This window comes from Rhizobium hidalgonense (assembly GCF_005862185.2).
GTDB lineage: Bacteria > Pseudomonadota > Alphaproteobacteria > Rhizobiales > Rhizobiaceae > Rhizobium > Rhizobium hidalgonense.
On the sequence record NZ_CP054027.1, the window covers coordinates 2,400,126 to 2,416,002 of the forward strand.

16 protein-coding genes are annotated in these 15,877 nt (G+C 60.0%); 8 read left to right on the forward strand and 8 right to left on the reverse strand.

Annotated elements, in window-relative coordinates; all coding sequences use genetic code 11:
* Positions 1-44 precede the first annotated feature (44 nt).
* Positions 45-1,235, forward strand: a complete 1,191-nt coding sequence (locus FFM81_RS11470) for a GNAT family N-acetyltransferase (protein ID WP_138384334.1) — start codon at positions 45-47, stop codon at positions 1,233-1,235.
* 53 nt (positions 1,236-1,288) lie between these two features.
* Positions 1,289-1,714, forward strand: coding sequence for an HIT family protein (locus tag FFM81_RS11475; RefSeq protein ID WP_138384335.1), 426 nt, complete (start codon positions 1,289-1,291; stop codon positions 1,712-1,714).
* Between the two features lie 78 nt (positions 1,715-1,792).
* On the opposite strand, the gene clpA is transcribed toward FFM81_RS11475, so the two are convergent.
* The 6 genes from clpA to FFM81_RS11505 form a co-directional block, all read right to left on the reverse strand.
* Positions 1,793-4,285 carry an ATP-dependent Clp protease ATP-binding subunit ClpA gene (clpA, locus tag FFM81_RS11480; RefSeq protein WP_138384336.1) on the reverse strand — a complete coding sequence of 831 codons (2,493 nt, stop codon included), beginning with the start codon at positions 4,283-4,285 and terminating at the stop codon, positions 1,793-1,795.
* Between the two features lie 10 nt (positions 4,286-4,295).
* Complete coding sequence (gene clpS / locus FFM81_RS11485; protein WP_003586692.1) at positions 4,296-4,646, reverse strand: ATP-dependent Clp protease adapter ClpS; 351 nt, start codon at positions 4,644-4,646, stop codon at positions 4,296-4,298.
* Between the two features lie 277 nt (positions 4,647-4,923).
* Positions 4,924-5,295 carry a phasin family protein gene (locus FFM81_RS11490; protein WP_003573396.1) on the reverse strand — a complete coding sequence of 124 codons (372 nt, stop codon included), beginning with the start codon at positions 5,293-5,295 and terminating at the stop codon, positions 4,924-4,926.
* Between the two features lie 272 nt (positions 5,296-5,567).
* Complete coding sequence (locus FFM81_RS11495) at positions 5,568-5,771, reverse strand: DUF3126 family protein (protein ID WP_025416099.1); 204 nt, start codon at positions 5,769-5,771, stop codon at positions 5,568-5,570.
* A 140-nt stretch (positions 5,772-5,911) separates the two neighbouring features.
* Positions 5,912-6,745, reverse strand: coding sequence for a serine O-acetyltransferase (cysE, locus tag FFM81_RS11500; protein ID WP_003573400.1), 834 nt, complete (start codon positions 6,743-6,745; stop codon positions 5,912-5,914).
* 128 nt (positions 6,746-6,873) lie between these two features.
* On the reverse strand, positions 6,874-7,659 hold the full coding sequence (locus FFM81_RS11505; protein WP_025416098.1) for an alpha/beta fold hydrolase: 786 nt from the start codon (positions 7,657-7,659) through the stop codon (positions 6,874-6,876).
* Between the two features lie 168 nt (positions 7,660-7,827).
* On the opposite strand from FFM81_RS11505, the gene FFM81_RS11510 reads away from it, so the two are divergent.
* Both FFM81_RS11510 and FFM81_RS11515 read left to right on the forward strand, forming a co-directional pair.
* Positions 7,828-8,073 carry a zinc-finger domain-containing protein gene (locus FFM81_RS11510; protein WP_003539274.1) on the forward strand — a complete coding sequence of 82 codons (246 nt, stop codon included), beginning with the start codon at positions 7,828-7,830 and terminating at the stop codon, positions 8,071-8,073.
* A gap of 28 nt (positions 8,074-8,101) precedes the next feature.
* Positions 8,102-9,256, forward strand: coding sequence for an FAD-dependent monooxygenase (locus FFM81_RS11515; protein WP_138384337.1), 1,155 nt, complete (start codon positions 8,102-8,104; stop codon positions 9,254-9,256).
* Positions 9,257-9,267: 11 nt separating this feature from the next.
* On the opposite strand, the gene FFM81_RS11520 is transcribed toward FFM81_RS11515, so the two are convergent.
* Positions 9,268-10,458, reverse strand: coding sequence for a cystathionine beta-lyase (locus FFM81_RS11520; protein WP_025416096.1), 1,191 nt, complete (start codon positions 10,456-10,458; stop codon positions 9,268-9,270).
* A 360-nt stretch (positions 10,459-10,818) separates the two neighbouring features.
* Here FFM81_RS11520 and FFM81_RS11525 point away from each other — a divergent pair, with 360 nt between their 5' ends.
* The 4 genes from FFM81_RS11525 (at position 10,819) to FFM81_RS11540 (ending at position 15,095) form a co-directional block, all read left to right on the forward strand.
* Positions 10,819-11,844, forward strand: coding sequence for an amino acid ABC transporter substrate-binding protein (locus FFM81_RS11525; protein WP_003573407.1), 1,026 nt, complete (start codon positions 10,819-10,821; stop codon positions 11,842-11,844).
* Positions 11,845-11,944: 100 nt separating this feature from the next.
* Complete coding sequence (locus FFM81_RS11530) at positions 11,945-13,147, forward strand: amino acid ABC transporter permease (protein ID WP_003573408.1); 1,203 nt, start codon at positions 11,945-11,947, stop codon at positions 13,145-13,147.
* Position 13,148: 1 nt separating this feature from the next.
* Positions 13,149-14,303, forward strand: coding sequence for an amino acid ABC transporter permease (locus FFM81_RS11535; RefSeq protein WP_128399250.1), 1,155 nt, complete (start codon positions 13,149-13,151; stop codon positions 14,301-14,303).
* Positions 14,304-14,321: 18 nt separating this feature from the next.
* Positions 14,322-15,095, forward strand: a complete 774-nt coding sequence (locus FFM81_RS11540; RefSeq protein ID WP_003573412.1) for an amino acid ABC transporter ATP-binding protein — start codon at positions 14,322-14,324, stop codon at positions 15,093-15,095.
* A gap of 61 nt (positions 15,096-15,156) precedes the next feature.
* Here FFM81_RS11540 and FFM81_RS11545 read toward each other — a convergent pair whose 3' ends face one another.
* Positions 15,157-15,813 (reverse strand): hypothetical protein, encoded by a 657-nt coding sequence (locus tag FFM81_RS11545; protein ID WP_138384338.1) that lies wholly within the window; start codon positions 15,811-15,813, stop codon positions 15,157-15,159.
* Between the last annotated feature and the right edge of the window lie 64 nt (positions 15,814-15,877).

Consider the following 15,877-nt stretch of genomic DNA (forward strand, 5'->3'; position numbering starts at 1 on the left):
AAACAGAGCCGAGACCATCCTCCCACAGGCTTCGCATCTGCAGCATGACTGACGAACTATCCATTCGCATAGAACGGTCCTTCACCGCGATTTCCCCGGAGAGCTGGTCCAGGCTTTCCGGGGCGTCGAAGAGTGGCAACACGCTTGCCTACAATCCCTTCGTTTCGCACGCATTTTTATCATCACTGGAGGAATCGGGCTCGGCTAGCGCCGAGACCGGCTGGCTCGGCCACCATCTGCTGCTCGAGACCGATCGCGGCGAACTGATCGGTGCCCTGCCCGGCTATCTCAAGAACCACAGCCAGGGCGAATATGTCTTCGACCATGGCTGGGCCGACGCTTTCGAGCGGGCCGGCGGGCGTTATTATCCCAAGCTTCAATGCTCCATTCCGTTCACGCCTGCGACGGGCCCGCGTCTTCTTGTTGCCGAGGGACTGCAGCGGCTGCCGATCCAGAGCGCGATGGCCGAAAGCCTCAAGGAGGTGGTGCGCCGGCTCGGCATCTCCTCGGCGCATGTCACCTTCGTGCCTGATGAGGAGATCGGCGTCTTCGAGATGGATGATTATCTGCACCGCACCGACCAGCAGTTCCATTTTATCAATGACGGCTACGCCAATCACGAGGAGTTTCTCGAAACGCTTGCCTCGCGCAAACGCAAGGCGCTGCGCAAGGAACGCCGCGCCGCCCTCGAAAACGGCATCGGCATCGACTGGCTGACCGGCCGTGACCTGACGGAACGCATCTGGGACCAGTTTTTCAAATTCTATATGGATACCGGCGGGCGCAAATGGGGCCGGCCCTATCTCACCCGCAAATTCTATTCGTTGATCGGCGAGCGCATGGCCGACGACATCCTGTTGGTCATGGCCAAGCGCGACGGGCGCTATATCGCCGGCGCGATCAACTTCATCGGCGGAGATACGCTCTACGGCCGTCACTGGGGTTGCGTCGAGGATCATCCCTTCCTGCATTTCGAGGTCTGCTATCACCAGGCGATCGATTTCGCGCTTTCGAAAGGGCTAAAACGGGTCGAGGCCGGTGCCCAGGGCGAACACAAGCTCGCCCGCGGCTACCTGCCGGTGACGACGCATTCGGCCCATTATGTCGCCCATGCCGGCCTTCGCCGGGCGATCGGCGATTATCTCGCCCGCGAGCGCGCCGATGTCGAACAGATGAGCGAGGTGCTCTCCGAGCACAGCCCGTTCCGCAAGGGCGAGCGCCAGCAGGAGGATTGACGCCGCCTTGCCGGGCGCGTTACCCGATCAACAGGAAATGAGGAGATTTTGCGATGACCAGCGCCTATGACGACAACAACATCTTCGCCAAGATCCTGCGCGGCGAAATTCCTTCACACCGCATCTATGAGGACCAGCATACGGTCGCCTTCATGGATGTGATGCCGCAGGCGCCGGGCCATGTGCTGGTCCTTCCAAAGGCGCCTTCTCGCAACATCCTCGATGCCGATCCAGCCACCCTCACCCATGCGATTACCGTCGTTCAAAAGGTCGCCAATGCGGTCAAGGACGTCTTCGATGCTGACGGCGTGTTCATCGCCCAGTTCAACGAACCGGCGGCCGGGCAAACGGTCTTTCATCTGCATTTCCACGTCATCCCGCGCCACGAGGGCACAGCACTCAAGCCGCATTCCGACAAGATGGAGGATGGCGCCGTGCTTGCCGCCCATGCCGAAAAGATCAGGGCGGCACTGGCGTAAGGTCATTACCGTCTAACAAGGACGCGAAAACCAAAAAGGCCGCGGGTGACGCGGCCTTTTTCATTCTGTGACGAAAGTTCACTTCTTGCGCGGAACCTTCGGAACCGTCCTGCCCTTCTTCGGGGCGTCGCGGACTTCAGGCTCGGCCTGGGGGACTGTCTTGGCGCGGGTCTTGGGCGCTGCCTTGGTCTTCAGCTCGCCATCGCCATCTTCATCGGCTTCGGGATGGACGACCTCGGCTTCCGGCTTCGGCTTGATCGGCGCCGTATCCGGAATGGCCTCCAGCACGATGCCGGGCTTGCCGTCTTCCTTGGGGCCGACGGTGACGTTGACGACGCCGCCCTTCTTCAGCTTGCCGAAGAGGATTTCGTTGGCCAGCGGCTTCTTGATCGTGTCCTGGATGACCCGGGCAAGCGGGCGAGCGCCCATCTTTTCGTCGTAACCCTTTTCCGACAGCCAGGCGATCGCATCCTCATGCAGGTCGAAGGTGACGTTCCTTTCGGAAAGCTGGGCCTCCAGCTGCATGATGAACTTCTGCACGACCTTGTGAATGACAGCCGTCGGCAGTGCCGCGAAAGGAATGATCGCGTCGAGACGGTTGCGGAACTCCGGCGTGAACAGGCGGGTCAGTGCCTCCTCGTCTTCGCCGGTGCGCTTGGACGAGCCGAAGCCGATCGCCGCTTTGGCCATTTCGGAGGCGCCCGCATTCGTCGTCATGATCAGGATGACGTTGCGGAAGTCGATCTTCTTGCCGTTATGATCGGTCAGGGTGCCATGGTCCATGACCTGCAGCAGGATATTATAGATGTCGGGATGCGCCTTCTCGATTTCGTCGAGCAGGACCACGCAATGCGGGTGCTGGTCGACGCCATCGGTGAGAAGACCGCCCTGGTCGAAACCGACATAGCCGGGAGGTGCACCGAGCAGGCGCGACACCGTGTGCCGCTCCATATATTCCGACATGTCGAAGCGCAGCAGTTCGACGCCGAGTGACGATGCCAGCTGCTTTGCCACCTCGGTCTTGCCGACGCCGGTCGGACCGGAGAAGACATAGGCGCCGATCGGCTTGTTCGGCTCGCGCAAGCCGGCGCGCGCCAGCTTGATCGAGGTCGACAGGGCTTCAATGGCGATATCCTGGCCGTAGACGACCGAACGCAGTTCCTGCTCGAGATTGGCAAGCACCGCTTCGTCATCCTTGGAGACGGTCTTCGGCGGAATGCGCGCCATCGTGGCGACCGTCGCCTCGATCTCCTTTTCGGTGATCAGCTTGCGGCGCTTCGACGGCGGCAGCAGCATCTGGGCGGCACCGGTCTCGTCGATCACGTCGATCGCCTTATCCGGCAGCTTACGGTCGGAGATGTAGCGGGCCGAGAGTTCGACGGCCGACTTGATGGCATCGTTCGAATACCGCAGATGGTGATACTCTTCGAAATAAGGCTTCAGGCCCTTCATGATCTCGATCGCATCATTGATCGACGGCTCGCTGACGTCGATCTTCTGGAAACGACGGACCAGCGCCCGGTCCTTTTCGAAGAACTGGCGGTATTCCTTGTAGGTGGTCGAACCGATGCAACGGATCGCGCCCGACGACAGGGCCGGCTTCAAGAGGTTCGATGCATCCATCGCGCCGCCGGAAGTGGCGCCAGCGCCGATCACCGTATGGATTTCGTCGATGAACAGCACGGCGCCCGGATATTCTTCCAGTTCCTTGACGACCTGCTTCAGGCGCTCCTCGAAATCGCCGCGGTAGCGCGTGCCGGCGAGCAGCGTCCCCATGTCGAGCGAGAAGATCGTCGCATCGGCGAGCGCTTCGGGAACCTTGCCTTCGACGATGCGCTTGGCCAGACCTTCGGCGATCGCCGTCTTGCCGACACCGGGATCACCGACGTAGAGCGGGTTGTTCTTCGAACGGCGGCACAGGATCTGGATGGTGCGGCTCACCTCGGCGTGACGGCCGATCAGCGGGTCGATCTTGCCGCCCTTCGCCTTCTCATTGAGATTGACGCAATAGGCCTTGAGCGCATCCTGCTGCTTCTTGGGGCCGCCCTCTTCCTCGCCGCCGCGCGCCGTCGGCTTGCTGCTCTCGGCTTCCTCCTCGGCGCCGCGCGGGGGGCGAGTTTCCGAAGCACCCGGGCGCTTGCCGATGCCATGGGAGATATAGTTGACGGCGTCGTAGCGGGTCATCTCCTGCTCTTGCAGGAAATAGGCGGCATGGCTTTCGCGCTCGGCGAAGATCGCGACGAGCACGTTGGCGCCGGTCACTTCCTCGCGGCCGGACGATTGCACGTGGATGACGGCGCGCTGGATGACACGCTGGAAGCCGGAGGTCGGCTTCGAATCCTCGTCATAGCCGGTGATCAGATTGGAGAGTTCGTTATCGACATATTCGACGAGCGTCTTACGCAGCGCGTCGAGATCGACATTGCAGGCGCCCATGACCGCGGCCGCATCGGCATCGTCGATCAGGGCGAGCAGCAGATGCTCGAGCGTCGCATATTCGTGATGCCGCTCGTTGGCAAAGGTCAGTGCCTGATGGAGCGCCTTCTCTAAACTAGGCGAAAATGTTGGCACGTTCAGATCCTCACTTCTTTTCCATGACGCATTGCAGCGGATGCTGGTGCTGCCGGGCGAAATCCATCACCTGGCTGACCTTCGTTTCCGCCACCTCGTATGTGAATATTCCGCATTCGCCGACGCCGTGGTTATGGACATGGAGCATGATGCGGGTGGCACTTTCACGATCCTTTTGAAAAAAACGCTCCAGAATATGGATGACGAATTCCATCGGCGTGTAGTCGTCATTCAAAAGCAGCACGCGGTAGAGATTGGGCTTCTTGGTCTTCGGCTTGGTGCGTGTGATGACCGAGGTTCGATTTCCGTTCTCCCCGTTCCTATCGCTGTCGTTCTGCATCCGGATCGGCTTTGCGATCATTGTCATTCATTCCTCAAGCAATCCGGCGGAGCATGGGAGGGTGCTTTTTCCCGCCGAATATCTGAAACACTAACTTAGTTCATAATAGGCCGATTTTAAGCCCCCTGTCAGTCACTGCAATCAAGAAATGGCCGGCATGCACGGGAAAGACCAAAAAAGTCCCCGGCCGATCCCACGCAGGTGCAGCAGCGAAGTGGAAACAAAAAAGACCGGCCACAGATGCGTAGCCGGTCTTTAAATTTCAATATGTAGCGCAGGTTGCGCCGTCGCAATCAATTCATGCAGCGGCGGGGGTGGCCGGCGGCGCCTGCCTGGTGGTCTTGGCGACGGCAGTGGCGATCGGCGCTTCGTAAGGCTTGTAAGCGGATTTGGCGAGATCGGCATACATCTCGCTGAGTTTCGTCGTCTCGGAGACGAGGCCTTCGAAATAGGACTTGACGTAATTGGTCTGAAGTTCGAAAGCGGCCTCGAAGCTCTTGACGCCGGCCAGCGTTTCGAAATGCGTCACTGCGTCCTGAAAGGATTTCTTCGAATAGTCAGCGGCTTCGGCGGCGATCGCCTGGAAGCCCCTGGTCGTATCGGAATAGGTTCTCAGCGCCGTGTCGACGGCTTCCTTGCTCTTCCTGTTTGCATCGTCGAAGTTGAACATGACCGTCCTCCGTTGGGCTGTGGGATGGCGGCAGGGTAACCGCAACGCACAAATAGTCAAGTAGTCTTGTGCGCCGCAAAACACCTTGCAGTTGCATGACAACAATATAACAAAGGATGCGCGCCGGGGCACGTACGTCTTTAACTGATTTTGCTAATATATATCAGATCAGCACAACCGGAAGCTTCAAAAAAATTTTGATCCCAGGCCCAGAAAACGAAAAAAGACCGAACGGATCGCGCCGTTCGGTCCCTTTGAAAGCTTCGAACGCGTCAGAGATCGACGTCGAGGATCGCCATCGAAAAGTTGTAGGAGCGGTCGCCGTCCTCGTCATCGATATAGACGACGCCCAGAAATTCTTCGCCGATATAGACTTCCGCAGAGTCATTCTTGCGCGGACGCGCCTTGACGACGATCTGCGGGTTGAGCATGCGTTTGAAATAGGCGTCGAGCTTCTTGATTTCTTCTGGCTTCACTCTGTCATCTCCGTAAACGGTCTTGATTGGCCGCTTCTTGCACAGGAAAAGCAGCGGTGTAAAGGCAAGGTTGCCACTTGGCAATTTCCGTCCCCGGCTGAGGTCCGCCGACTGTTCCCGATCCTTTTTCCGGCAGCCGATCAGATATCGGCGCCGATCACCTGGTCCATGTTGCGCGACGGCTCGGAACAACCGGCTTCGCCGACGACCTTGGCCGGCACGCCGGCGACCGTCTTTTTCGGCGGCACCGCCTTCAAGACGACGGAGCCGGCGGCGATGCGGGAGCAGAAGCCGATCTCGATATTGCCGAGGATTTTTGCGCCGGCGCCGATCATGACACCGCTGCCGATCTTCGGATGGCGGTCGGCGCCCTCTTTACCGGTGCCGCCGAGCGTGACGTTGTGCAGGATCGAGACATTATCGCCGATCACCGCCGTCTCGCCGACGACGAGGCCGGTGGCGTGATCGAGGAAGATGCCTTTGCCGATACGGGCGGCCGGATTGATATCGGTCTGGAAGACGCTGGAGGAGCGGCTCTGCAGATAAAGCGCGAAATCTCGCCGTCCGCGGTTCAGCAGCCAATGGGCGAGACGGTGCGTCTGCAGCGCATGGAAGCCCTTGAAATAGAGCACGGCTTCCATGAAACGCAGGCAGGCGGGATCGCGATCGTAGATGGCCTGGATATCGACGCGCAGAATGGAGCTCCATTCCGGCCAATCGAGCAGCATTTCCTCGAAGGTCTGGCGAAGCAGGTTCGCTTGCATATCAGGGTGATCGAGACGTTCGCAGATGCGGTGAATGACGCATTCCTCGAGCGAATGGTAGTTGATCACCGTCGAGTAGAGGAAGGCGGCGAGAACCGGGTCCCGTTCGGCGGCGAGCCGGGCTTCCTCGCGCAGGCTGTCCCAAATGGGATCCATCACCTTCAGCGGATGGCCTGTCTCAAAAGCACGAATATCAGTCTTGGCGACCATCGCCGCTCTCCTCGTTGCCAACAGGAATGCCGTTTGCGGAATGCCAATATATAGTGGAAAACGCCAATAACATAAATGGGTGCCGTCGCCATGGTTTTTTAGCATGGGTTTTCGGCATCACGATGATGTCACCTGCCGGCGACTTTCGCGTAGAAGGCCAGCACGGCCTGCTTGAAAACCCTGTCGCCGACGGCGAGCATATGATCGCGGCCTGGAATATCGAGCGCTTGGGCATCGGGCATCAGCGCCGCCAGCTCCTGCGGCGAGCCGGCGATGTCATCCTTGGTGCCGACGCCGATCAGCGCCGGCATGTCGAGCTTTCCCATATCCGCGCGGGGCACGAGATCGCGCGAGCCGCGGATACATTGGGCAAGGGCGATGCGGTCGCTTTTCGTCTGCTCGGCAAAGGCGCGGAACATGCGGCCGCGGTCATGCGTGACGTCCTCCAGCGAGGGAGCAAGCAGCGCATCGGCGATCGGATCCCAGTCGCCGACACCGTCGGTCATGCCGATACCGAGGCCGCCGAGCACCAGCGAGCGGACGCGATGCGGATTGGCAAGGGCGGCAAAGACCGAAATGCGCGCGCCCATCGAATAGCCCATCAGATTGGCTTCCGGGATGCCGAGGTGGTCCAGAAGAGCGATCGCATCGCCGGCCATCACCCAGGGACGATAGGCTTCGGCGTCGTGCGGCTTATCGCTGGCGCCGTGGCCGCGATTGTCGATGGCGATCACCCTATAGCCGGCATCCCCCAGCGTCTTCAGCCAGCCCGGATGCACCCAGTTGACGTTTGCAGTCGAGGCAAAACCGTGGATCAGCAGGACGGGCACGCCGGCCGGATCGCCCTCGTCGAAGAAGGCGAGCTGCAATCCGTCATGCGTGAAGCTTGAAAATGCGGGCGTGTTCAGGTTCATCGGGTCTTCCTTTTGGCGCGACCATAATCGAGCCGCCATTCGTCGTGAAGCCAAAAACTGTGGCTAAAACTGTGCCTAAAAACAGTGCCCACCGCGGCGCTTTGGCTCTACACATTTGCGGCGAACGCTTATAAGGTCCGCGCAGATTTCAAGCATTCGGAGAGCGACATGGCCGGCCACAACATTCCCCACTTCCAGAACGACGGCGGTCACCGGGTTATCGAAGTCGGCGTCAAGGAATTCATGTGCACCGGCGCGTCGGCCCCGTTCGACCATCCGCATATCTTCATCGACATGGGCGACGACAACGAGAAGGTCTGCTCCTACTGCTCGACGCTCTATCGCTTCAATTCCGCGCTCAAGCCCAGCCAGACCAACCCGGCCGGCTGCGTTTTCCATGTGAAGGCGGCCTAACCCGTCCAGATTTCGGATCGGACGGACAATGCCGGTCGAACATGCCGCCATCATCGGCGCCGGAATATCCGGACTGACCGCAGCGCTTTCGCTTTCGCGCCGCGGCATCAGCTCCGACATCTTCGAGCAGGCGGGCGAACTCACCTACATCGGCGCCGGCTTGCAGGTTTCGCCCAACGCCTCGCGCATCCTTGCCGAACTCGGTATCCTTGAAGGGCTGTCAAAGGTCTGGCTCGAGCCGGAGACGATCCGGTTGATCTCGGGCAGTTCGCTTCGCCAGCTGACGGCCGTGCCTGCAGGCACATTCGCGCGGCAGCGCTGGGGCGCTCCCTATGGCGTCCTGCATCGCAGCACATTGCAGAAAGCCCTGTTGGCTGCGGTCGAGGCCGATCCACTCTGCCGGCTTCACCTTGGCATCCGGATGGAATCGAACCTGCCGGCTATTGGACGGGACGCCGATGTCGTCATCGGCGCCGACGGCGTCTGGTCGAAGCTGCGGCAATTCGTTCCGCGCAGCCCCTCGCCGCGGTTTTCCGGCAATATCGCCTACCGCTTCACCATTGCCCAAACCGAAGCGCCTGATTTCCTCGACCGGGCAAGCGTTTGCGCTTTCCTCGGCGGGTCGGCGCATCTTGTCTGCTACCCTTTGAGGGAGATCGCCAGCTTCAACATGGTGGCGATCACCGCCGGCAATATCGCGCCGCAGGCCTGGCAAAGCGAGGCGACGGCCGAGCAGCGCGCGCAGTTGTTCGCGCGTCTTTCCGGCTGGAATTCCACGATCGTCTCGCTGCTCGAAAGACACCAGAAGCTGCGCTTCTGGCCGCTGTTCGAAACGACATCAGGCACATGGCAGGACGGCCGCAAGACGGTTCTGATCGGCGATGCCGCGCATGCGATGATGCCCTTTGCCGCACAGGGAGCGGCCATGGCGATCGAAGACGGCTACGAACTTGCTGCGTTTCTTTCCGATCGCCCGGCGGCGGAAGCCCTTAAGCTCTTTGAAAGCCATCGAGCCCCACGCATCGCAAAACTTCGCCAGCGCGGCGCCTTCAACCGGTTTGCCTATCATGCGAAAGGACCGATCCGCATCGGCCGCGATCTCGTGCTCGGCCTCAAGCCGCCGCAAAGCCTGGCGACGGACCTCGACTGGATCTACGGCTACCGGGCTCTGCGTCTGCCATAAAGCATAGCGTGTCAGACGGCGCTTGCGGCGGCAAAACCCCGTTCGATATCGGCTTTCAAGTCAACCACATCCTCGATGCCGATCTGCAGGCGGATCACCGCACCATCGGTCGGAGCCTTGGCGACCTTGCGATCATTGAGGTAGGCGTGCAGGGCGAGGCTTTCAAAGCCGCCCCAGGAATAGCCGAGGCCGAAAATCCTGAGCGCATCGAGGAAGGCATGCGCCTTTGCCCTGGATTTTTCCGGGCCATCGGCGGCGAGCACGAAGGAAAAGATGCCGCTGGCGCCCTTGAAATCGCGCTTCCAGAGATGGTGAGAAGGGAAACTCGGCAGGGCCGGATGCAGCACGCGGGCGACGTCCTCCCTGCTCTCCAGCCATTCTGCGATTGCGAGCGCGCTTTCATAATGCCGCTCGAGGCGCAGGCCCATGGTGCGCAAACCGCGCAGGATCTGATAGGCGTCATCGGGTGCGCCGCAGATGCCGAGCACGCCATTCGCCTCCTTCAGCCGATCCCAGTGCTCGGCGTTGGCCGACACCGTTCCGAGCAGGATATCGGAATGGCCAGACGGGTATTTCGTCGCCGCGTGGATGGAAATGTCGACGCCGTGATCGAGCGGCTTGAAATAGAGCGGCGTCGCCCAGGTATTGTCCATCATGACGACGGCGCCATGGCGATGCGCCACTGCCGAGATCGCCGGGATATCCTGCATCTCGAAAGTGTTGGAGCCGGGAGCCTCGGTGTGGACGAGCTTGGTGTTCGGGCGGAACAATGTCTCGATGCCGGCGCCGATCGCCGGGTCGTAATATTCCACCTCGACGCCGAGGCGCTTCAGCATCGTATCGCAGAAATGGCGGGTCGGGCCATAGACCGAATCAACGACCAGCGCATGGTCGCCGGCGGCGACGAAACCCAGGAACGGAATGGTGACGGCCGCAAGACCCGAGGGCACCAGGATCGTGCCCGCCGAGCCTTCGAGTGCATCGATCGCCTCGCAGAGCGCATCGGTCGTTGGAGTGCCGCGCGTTCCATAGGTGTATTTCTGCGAGCGCGTCTCCATCGTGCGCGCATTCGGAAACAGCACCGTCGAGGCATGCACGACCGGCGGATTGACGAAGCCATGATAGTCGAAAGGGTCGTTGCCGATATGGGTCAGCCGGGTATTGATCCCCGCGTTCTGCAGCACGCTGTCTTTGTCTTTCATGTCGGGAATAGCCTTTGGCGAGGGGTCGCAAAACCAGACTTTTGGACGCCGCGTCGTTTCCGGTCAACCCCTTGACGATGGATTGCAGGCGACGCTCTCGGACGACAAAATTTGGATTTTCGCGTTATTTTTCCGCAATCGGACGCCTATTTCATAGTCAGCCGCCTTCGAATGCGGCGCAATCGACCAAAATTCTGAATTTTGCCGCAATTATTGATGGCGACACTTGACCATAGTGACATTTGCGACTGTGATAGACTCACTCGCGCCGGGAGGGTGTCGAGACACATGGGAGCGGCAGGTTTTTCCGCCGGGCCTCCCACAAGAAAAGATAAGACAACGGAAAAGGTTGGGAAAAAAATGAAGAACACGCTTCTGTCCGCCGCTCTCGGCGCAGCAGTTTTGGCACTTGGCGCTTCGGCCGCCTCGGCCACCACTCTCGGAGACGTCAAGGCGAAGGGTTTCGTTCAGTGCGGCGTCAACACCGGCCTTACCGGCTTTGCCGCACCTGACGCTTCCGGCAATTGGGCCGGCTTCGACGTCGACTTCTGCAAGGCCGTCGCTTCGGCCGTGTTCGGCGACCCCACCAAGGTCAAGTACACGCCGACAAATGCGAAGGAACGCTTTACCGCTCTGCAGTCCGGTGAAATCGATGTCCTCTCGCGCAACACGACCTGGACGATTAATCGCGACACCGCACTCGGCTTCAACTTCCGTCCCGTCACCTATTATGACGGCCAGGGCTTCATGGTGCGCAAGAGCCTGAACGTGAAGTCGGCTCTCGAACTCTCCGGCGCCGCAATCTGCGTGCAGTCGGGCACGACCACGGAACTGAACCTCGCCGATTATTTCAAGACGAACAATCTGCAGTACAATCCGGTCGTCTTCGAAAATCTTCCTGAGGTCAACGCGGCTTATGACGCCGGTCGTTGCGACGTTTACACGACCGACCAATCCGGTCTTTATTCGTTGCGTCTGACGCTGAAAAATCCGGACGAACACGTCATCCTTCCTGAGATCATTTCCAAGGAGCCGCTTGGGCCGGCCGTCCGTCAGGGTGATGATCAGTGGTTCGATATCGTTTCCTGGACGGCTTATGCGCTGATCAATGCCGAAGAGTTCGGCATCACCCAGGCAAATGTCGACGAGATGAAGAACTCGCCGAACCCCGATATCAAGCGCTTCCTCGGCAGCGAGGCCGACACCAAGATCGGTACCGATCTGGGCCTGACCAATGATTGGGCGGCCAACGTCATCAAGGGCGTCGGCAATTATGGTGAAATCTTCGAGCGCAATATCGGCCAGGGAAGCCCGCTCAAGATCGCACGCGGCCTGAATGCTCTCTGGAACAAGGGCGGCATCCAATACGCACCGCCGGTTCGTTAGTAGAACTTCGGCATGAAATCCGGGAAGGCGGCCAAGCCGCCCTCCCATCGTCAAAAGCAAAAAGAAAGCCCGAAAACGGGCACAAGGGGATTGGCGCGGCATGACGCATGGGGCTGTGGATAGAACACCTTTGCATGACACCGGCTGGAGTTTCCGGTCGGCAATGTACGACCCGAAATACCGGAGCATATTTTTCCAGGTTCTAACGATCGTCGTTCTCGTGGCGTTTGTGTGGTGGGTGGCCCACAACACGGCCGTGAACCTTGCCCGCAGCAATACGGCATCGGGTTTCGGCTTTCTGAGCGGTCGCGCCGGTTTCGAAATCGGCCAGTCGCTGATCGGCTATTCAAGCGACTCGACGTATGCACGCGCCCTTCTCGTTGGCATTCTGAATACCTTGCTGGTGGCGGTGAGCGGTATCGTCACGGCGACCATCATCGGCTTCCTGATCGGGATAGGCCGGCTGTCGCACAACTGGCTGATTGCCAAGCTCTGCACGGTCTATGTCGAAATCTTCCGCAACATACCGCCGCTGCTCGTCATCTTCTTTTGGTATCTCGGGGTTCTCTCCGTCCTGCCGCAGCCTCGCGAATCGCTGGCGCTGCCGTTCAGCATGTTCCTCAACAACAGAGGACTGGCCTTCCCGAAGCCGATCTTCGAGACAGGCATGATAGCAGTCGGCATCGCCCTGCTAGTTGCGATCGTCGCCACCATCGTCATGGCGCGCTGGGCCCACAAGCGCCAGGCCGCAACCGGCCAGCCGTTCCACACGGTATGGGCATCGATCGGGCTGATCGTCGGCTTGCCGCTGCTGGTCTTCGTTGTTTCCGGCTTTCCACTCACTTTCGACGTTCCGATCGCCGGAAAGTTCAACCTGACGGGCGGCTCCGTCGTCGGCCCCGAATTTATATCGCTGTTTCTCGCCCTGTCCTTCTATACCGCCTCGTTCATCGCCGAGATCGTTCGTGGCGGCATTCGCGGCGTTCCGAAGGGGCAATCCGAGGCAGCCGGTGCGCTGGGGCTGCATCCGTCTGGTGTGACGAGACTCGTCGTGGTGCCGCAGGCGCTGCGCATCATCATTCCGCCGCTGACGAGCCAATACCTGAACCTGACCAAGAACTCCTCACTCGCCATCGCGATCGGTTTCTCGGATCTCGTTGCCGTCGGCGGCACAATCCTCAATCAGAGCGGTCAAGCGATCGAGATCGTGTGCATCTGGGGTATCGTCTATCTCAGCTTGAGCATTCTCACGTCGCTGTTCATGAATTGGTTCAATGCCAAGATGGCACTGGTGGAGAGATAAGATGTCGGTCGCCGATAAACCCTTCGTCAGAACGTCCATCCTTGCCGCCGAACCGCCGCCCCGTGGCGAGCGTGGAGCCGCCGCCTGGATACGCCGCAATCTCTTGGCAACCCCGAAAGATATCATCCTGACGATCCTGGCTCTTGCGCTGATCGCATGGGCAGTGCCGCATCTCGTCAACTGGCTGTTCATCCAGGCTGTTTGGTCGGGGCCGGACCGCACATTCTGCGCGACGACGATCCAGGGCGGCATCCAGCCCGATGGCTGGAGTGGTGCATGCTGGGCCTTCGTCAGCGCCAAGTACGATCAATTTATCTTCGGCCGCTATCCGCTCGATGAGCGTTGGAGGCCGGCGATCGTCGGGATCATGTTCATTCTGCTGCTGGTTCCGATGCTGATCCCGTCGGTGCCGCGCAAGGGTTTGAACGCCATTCTTCTGTTCGGAGTCCTGCCGGTCATCGCCTTCTGGCTTCTTCACGGCGGCTTAGGTCTCGAAGTGGTGGACACCCCACTCTGGGGCGGCCTCATGGTGACACTCGTCCTGTCCTTTGTCGGTATTGCCGTCTCCTTACCCTGTGGAATTCTGCTTGCGCTCGGGCGCCGCTCGAAGATGCCGGTCATCCGGATGCTCTGCGTTACCTTCATCGAGGTCATTCGAGGCGTTCCGCTGATCACAGTTCTGTTCATGGCAAGCGTCATGCTGCCGCTCTTCCTGCCCACGGGCTGGAACGTGGACAAATTGCTTCGGGCGCTGATCGGTGTTTCGATCTTCACCTCGGCCTATATGGCTGAAGTAATCCGCGGCGGCCTGCAGGCGATCCCGAAAGGACAGTTCGAAGGCGCCGATTCGCTTGGCCTCGGCTATTGGCAGAAGACGCGGCTGATCATCATGCCGCAGGCGATCAAGCTCGTCATCCCGAGCATCGTCAACACCTTCATCGGAACGTTCAAGGACACGTCGCTGGTCACCATTATCGGCATGTTCGACCTGCTCGGTATCGTCAAGCTGAATTTCTCCGACGCCAACTGGGCAAGCGCCGTCACGCCGATCACGGGTCTGATCTTCGCCGGCTTCATCTTCTGGCTGTTCTGCTTCGGCATGTCGCGCTATTCAGGCTTCATGGAACGCCATCTTGATACCGGCCACAAACGATAAGAATGAGGGAAAATAGTCATGGCTGAAGCTCCAGTTAAAAAGCTCACCGTTTCCGCAACGGAAGTTGCAGTTGATATCGTTAACATGAACAAGTGGTACGGCGATTTCCACGTGCTGCGCGATATCAACCTGAAGGTCATGCGCGGCGAGCGCATCGTTATCGCCGGCCCGTCGGGCTCGGGCAAATCGACGATGATCCGCTGCATCAACCGCCTGGAAGAGCATCAAAAGGGCCGCATTATCGTCGACGGCACCGAACTGACCAACGATCTGAAAAAGATCGACGAGGTGAGGCGCGAAGTCGGCATGGTGTTTCAGCACTTCAACCTCTTCCCGCACCTGACGATCCTCGAAAACTGCACGCTGGCGCCGATCTGGGTGCGCAAGATGCCGAAGAAGCAGGCCGAAGAAGTGGCCATGCACTTCCTGAAGCGGGTCAAGATCCCGGAGCAAGCTAACAAATATCCGGGCCAGCTCTCCGGCGGCCAGCAGCAGCGCGTGGCGATCGCCCGGTCGCTGTGCATGAACCCGAAGATCATGCTGTTCGACGAGCCGACCTCGGCGCTCGATCCCGAAATGATCAAGGAAGTGCTCGACACCATGGTGGGTCTTGCCGAGGAAGGCATGACCATGCTCTGCGTCACCCATGAAATGGGCTTTGCCCGCCAGGTCGCCAACCGCGTTATCTTCATGGACCAAGGCCAGATCGTCGAGCAGAATTCGCCGGCCGAATTCTTCGACAATCCGCAGCACGAACGCACCAAGCTGTTCCTCAGCCAGATCCTGCATTAAGCCTGGGAACTGACGCCGTTGAAAGACCCGCCGCCCTTCCGGTTCGGCGGGTCTTTTACGTTCAACGTGACGCTGACGCCTGCAGCAGGCTGCAGAGACCGGAAAGACCGGAATCGGAGCCGCCTGAGGCCGAGCCGCCCGGGGATGAGATATCAGCGCAACGGACAAGCATCTTGCGTTGCTCATTGACCGGCCTCGACCGGAAATCGTCCAGGATGCGAGCCTGCGATGGGCTGAAGTTGCCCTCAGCCGCGGATTTGTTGCTGCCGCCTGCCCCGCCGATGGTGAGATTGGCGTCGGCGCCGCTGCCGCGCCTGACCGAGGCTGTGGCGTCGGTATCAAGCCCATCGGAGCCGCCGATGCGTGCATTGAGATCAGCATTGATGTCGCGCCGGGCGCCGAGCCTGACATTGACGTTCGCGTCGAGACCATCGCCGCCGGCGGCCCCCGCATTGCGATCGGCATCAACGCCCCGGCCGCCGCCGGCATTGGCGGTCGCGTTACCATTGAGGCCGCTCGATCCGCCGACGGACGCATTGGCCCCGGCGCTGACGCCACTGCCGCCGCCAAGTGATGCCCCGACATCGGCGCTGACGGCCTTGCCGGCATTTACCGATACGCCGACATCGAGAGCGTGTAGATCGCTTGCCGGCATCGCAAGCAGGGCGCAGGTGGATGCAAGCACCGCCAGCGATAGCCTACTGTGATTATGAGTCATTTTTTCCTCCGTTTCCATTCGCCGGGCGATTTGCCCGGCAATCGAAAATCGAGGAACGCGCGTG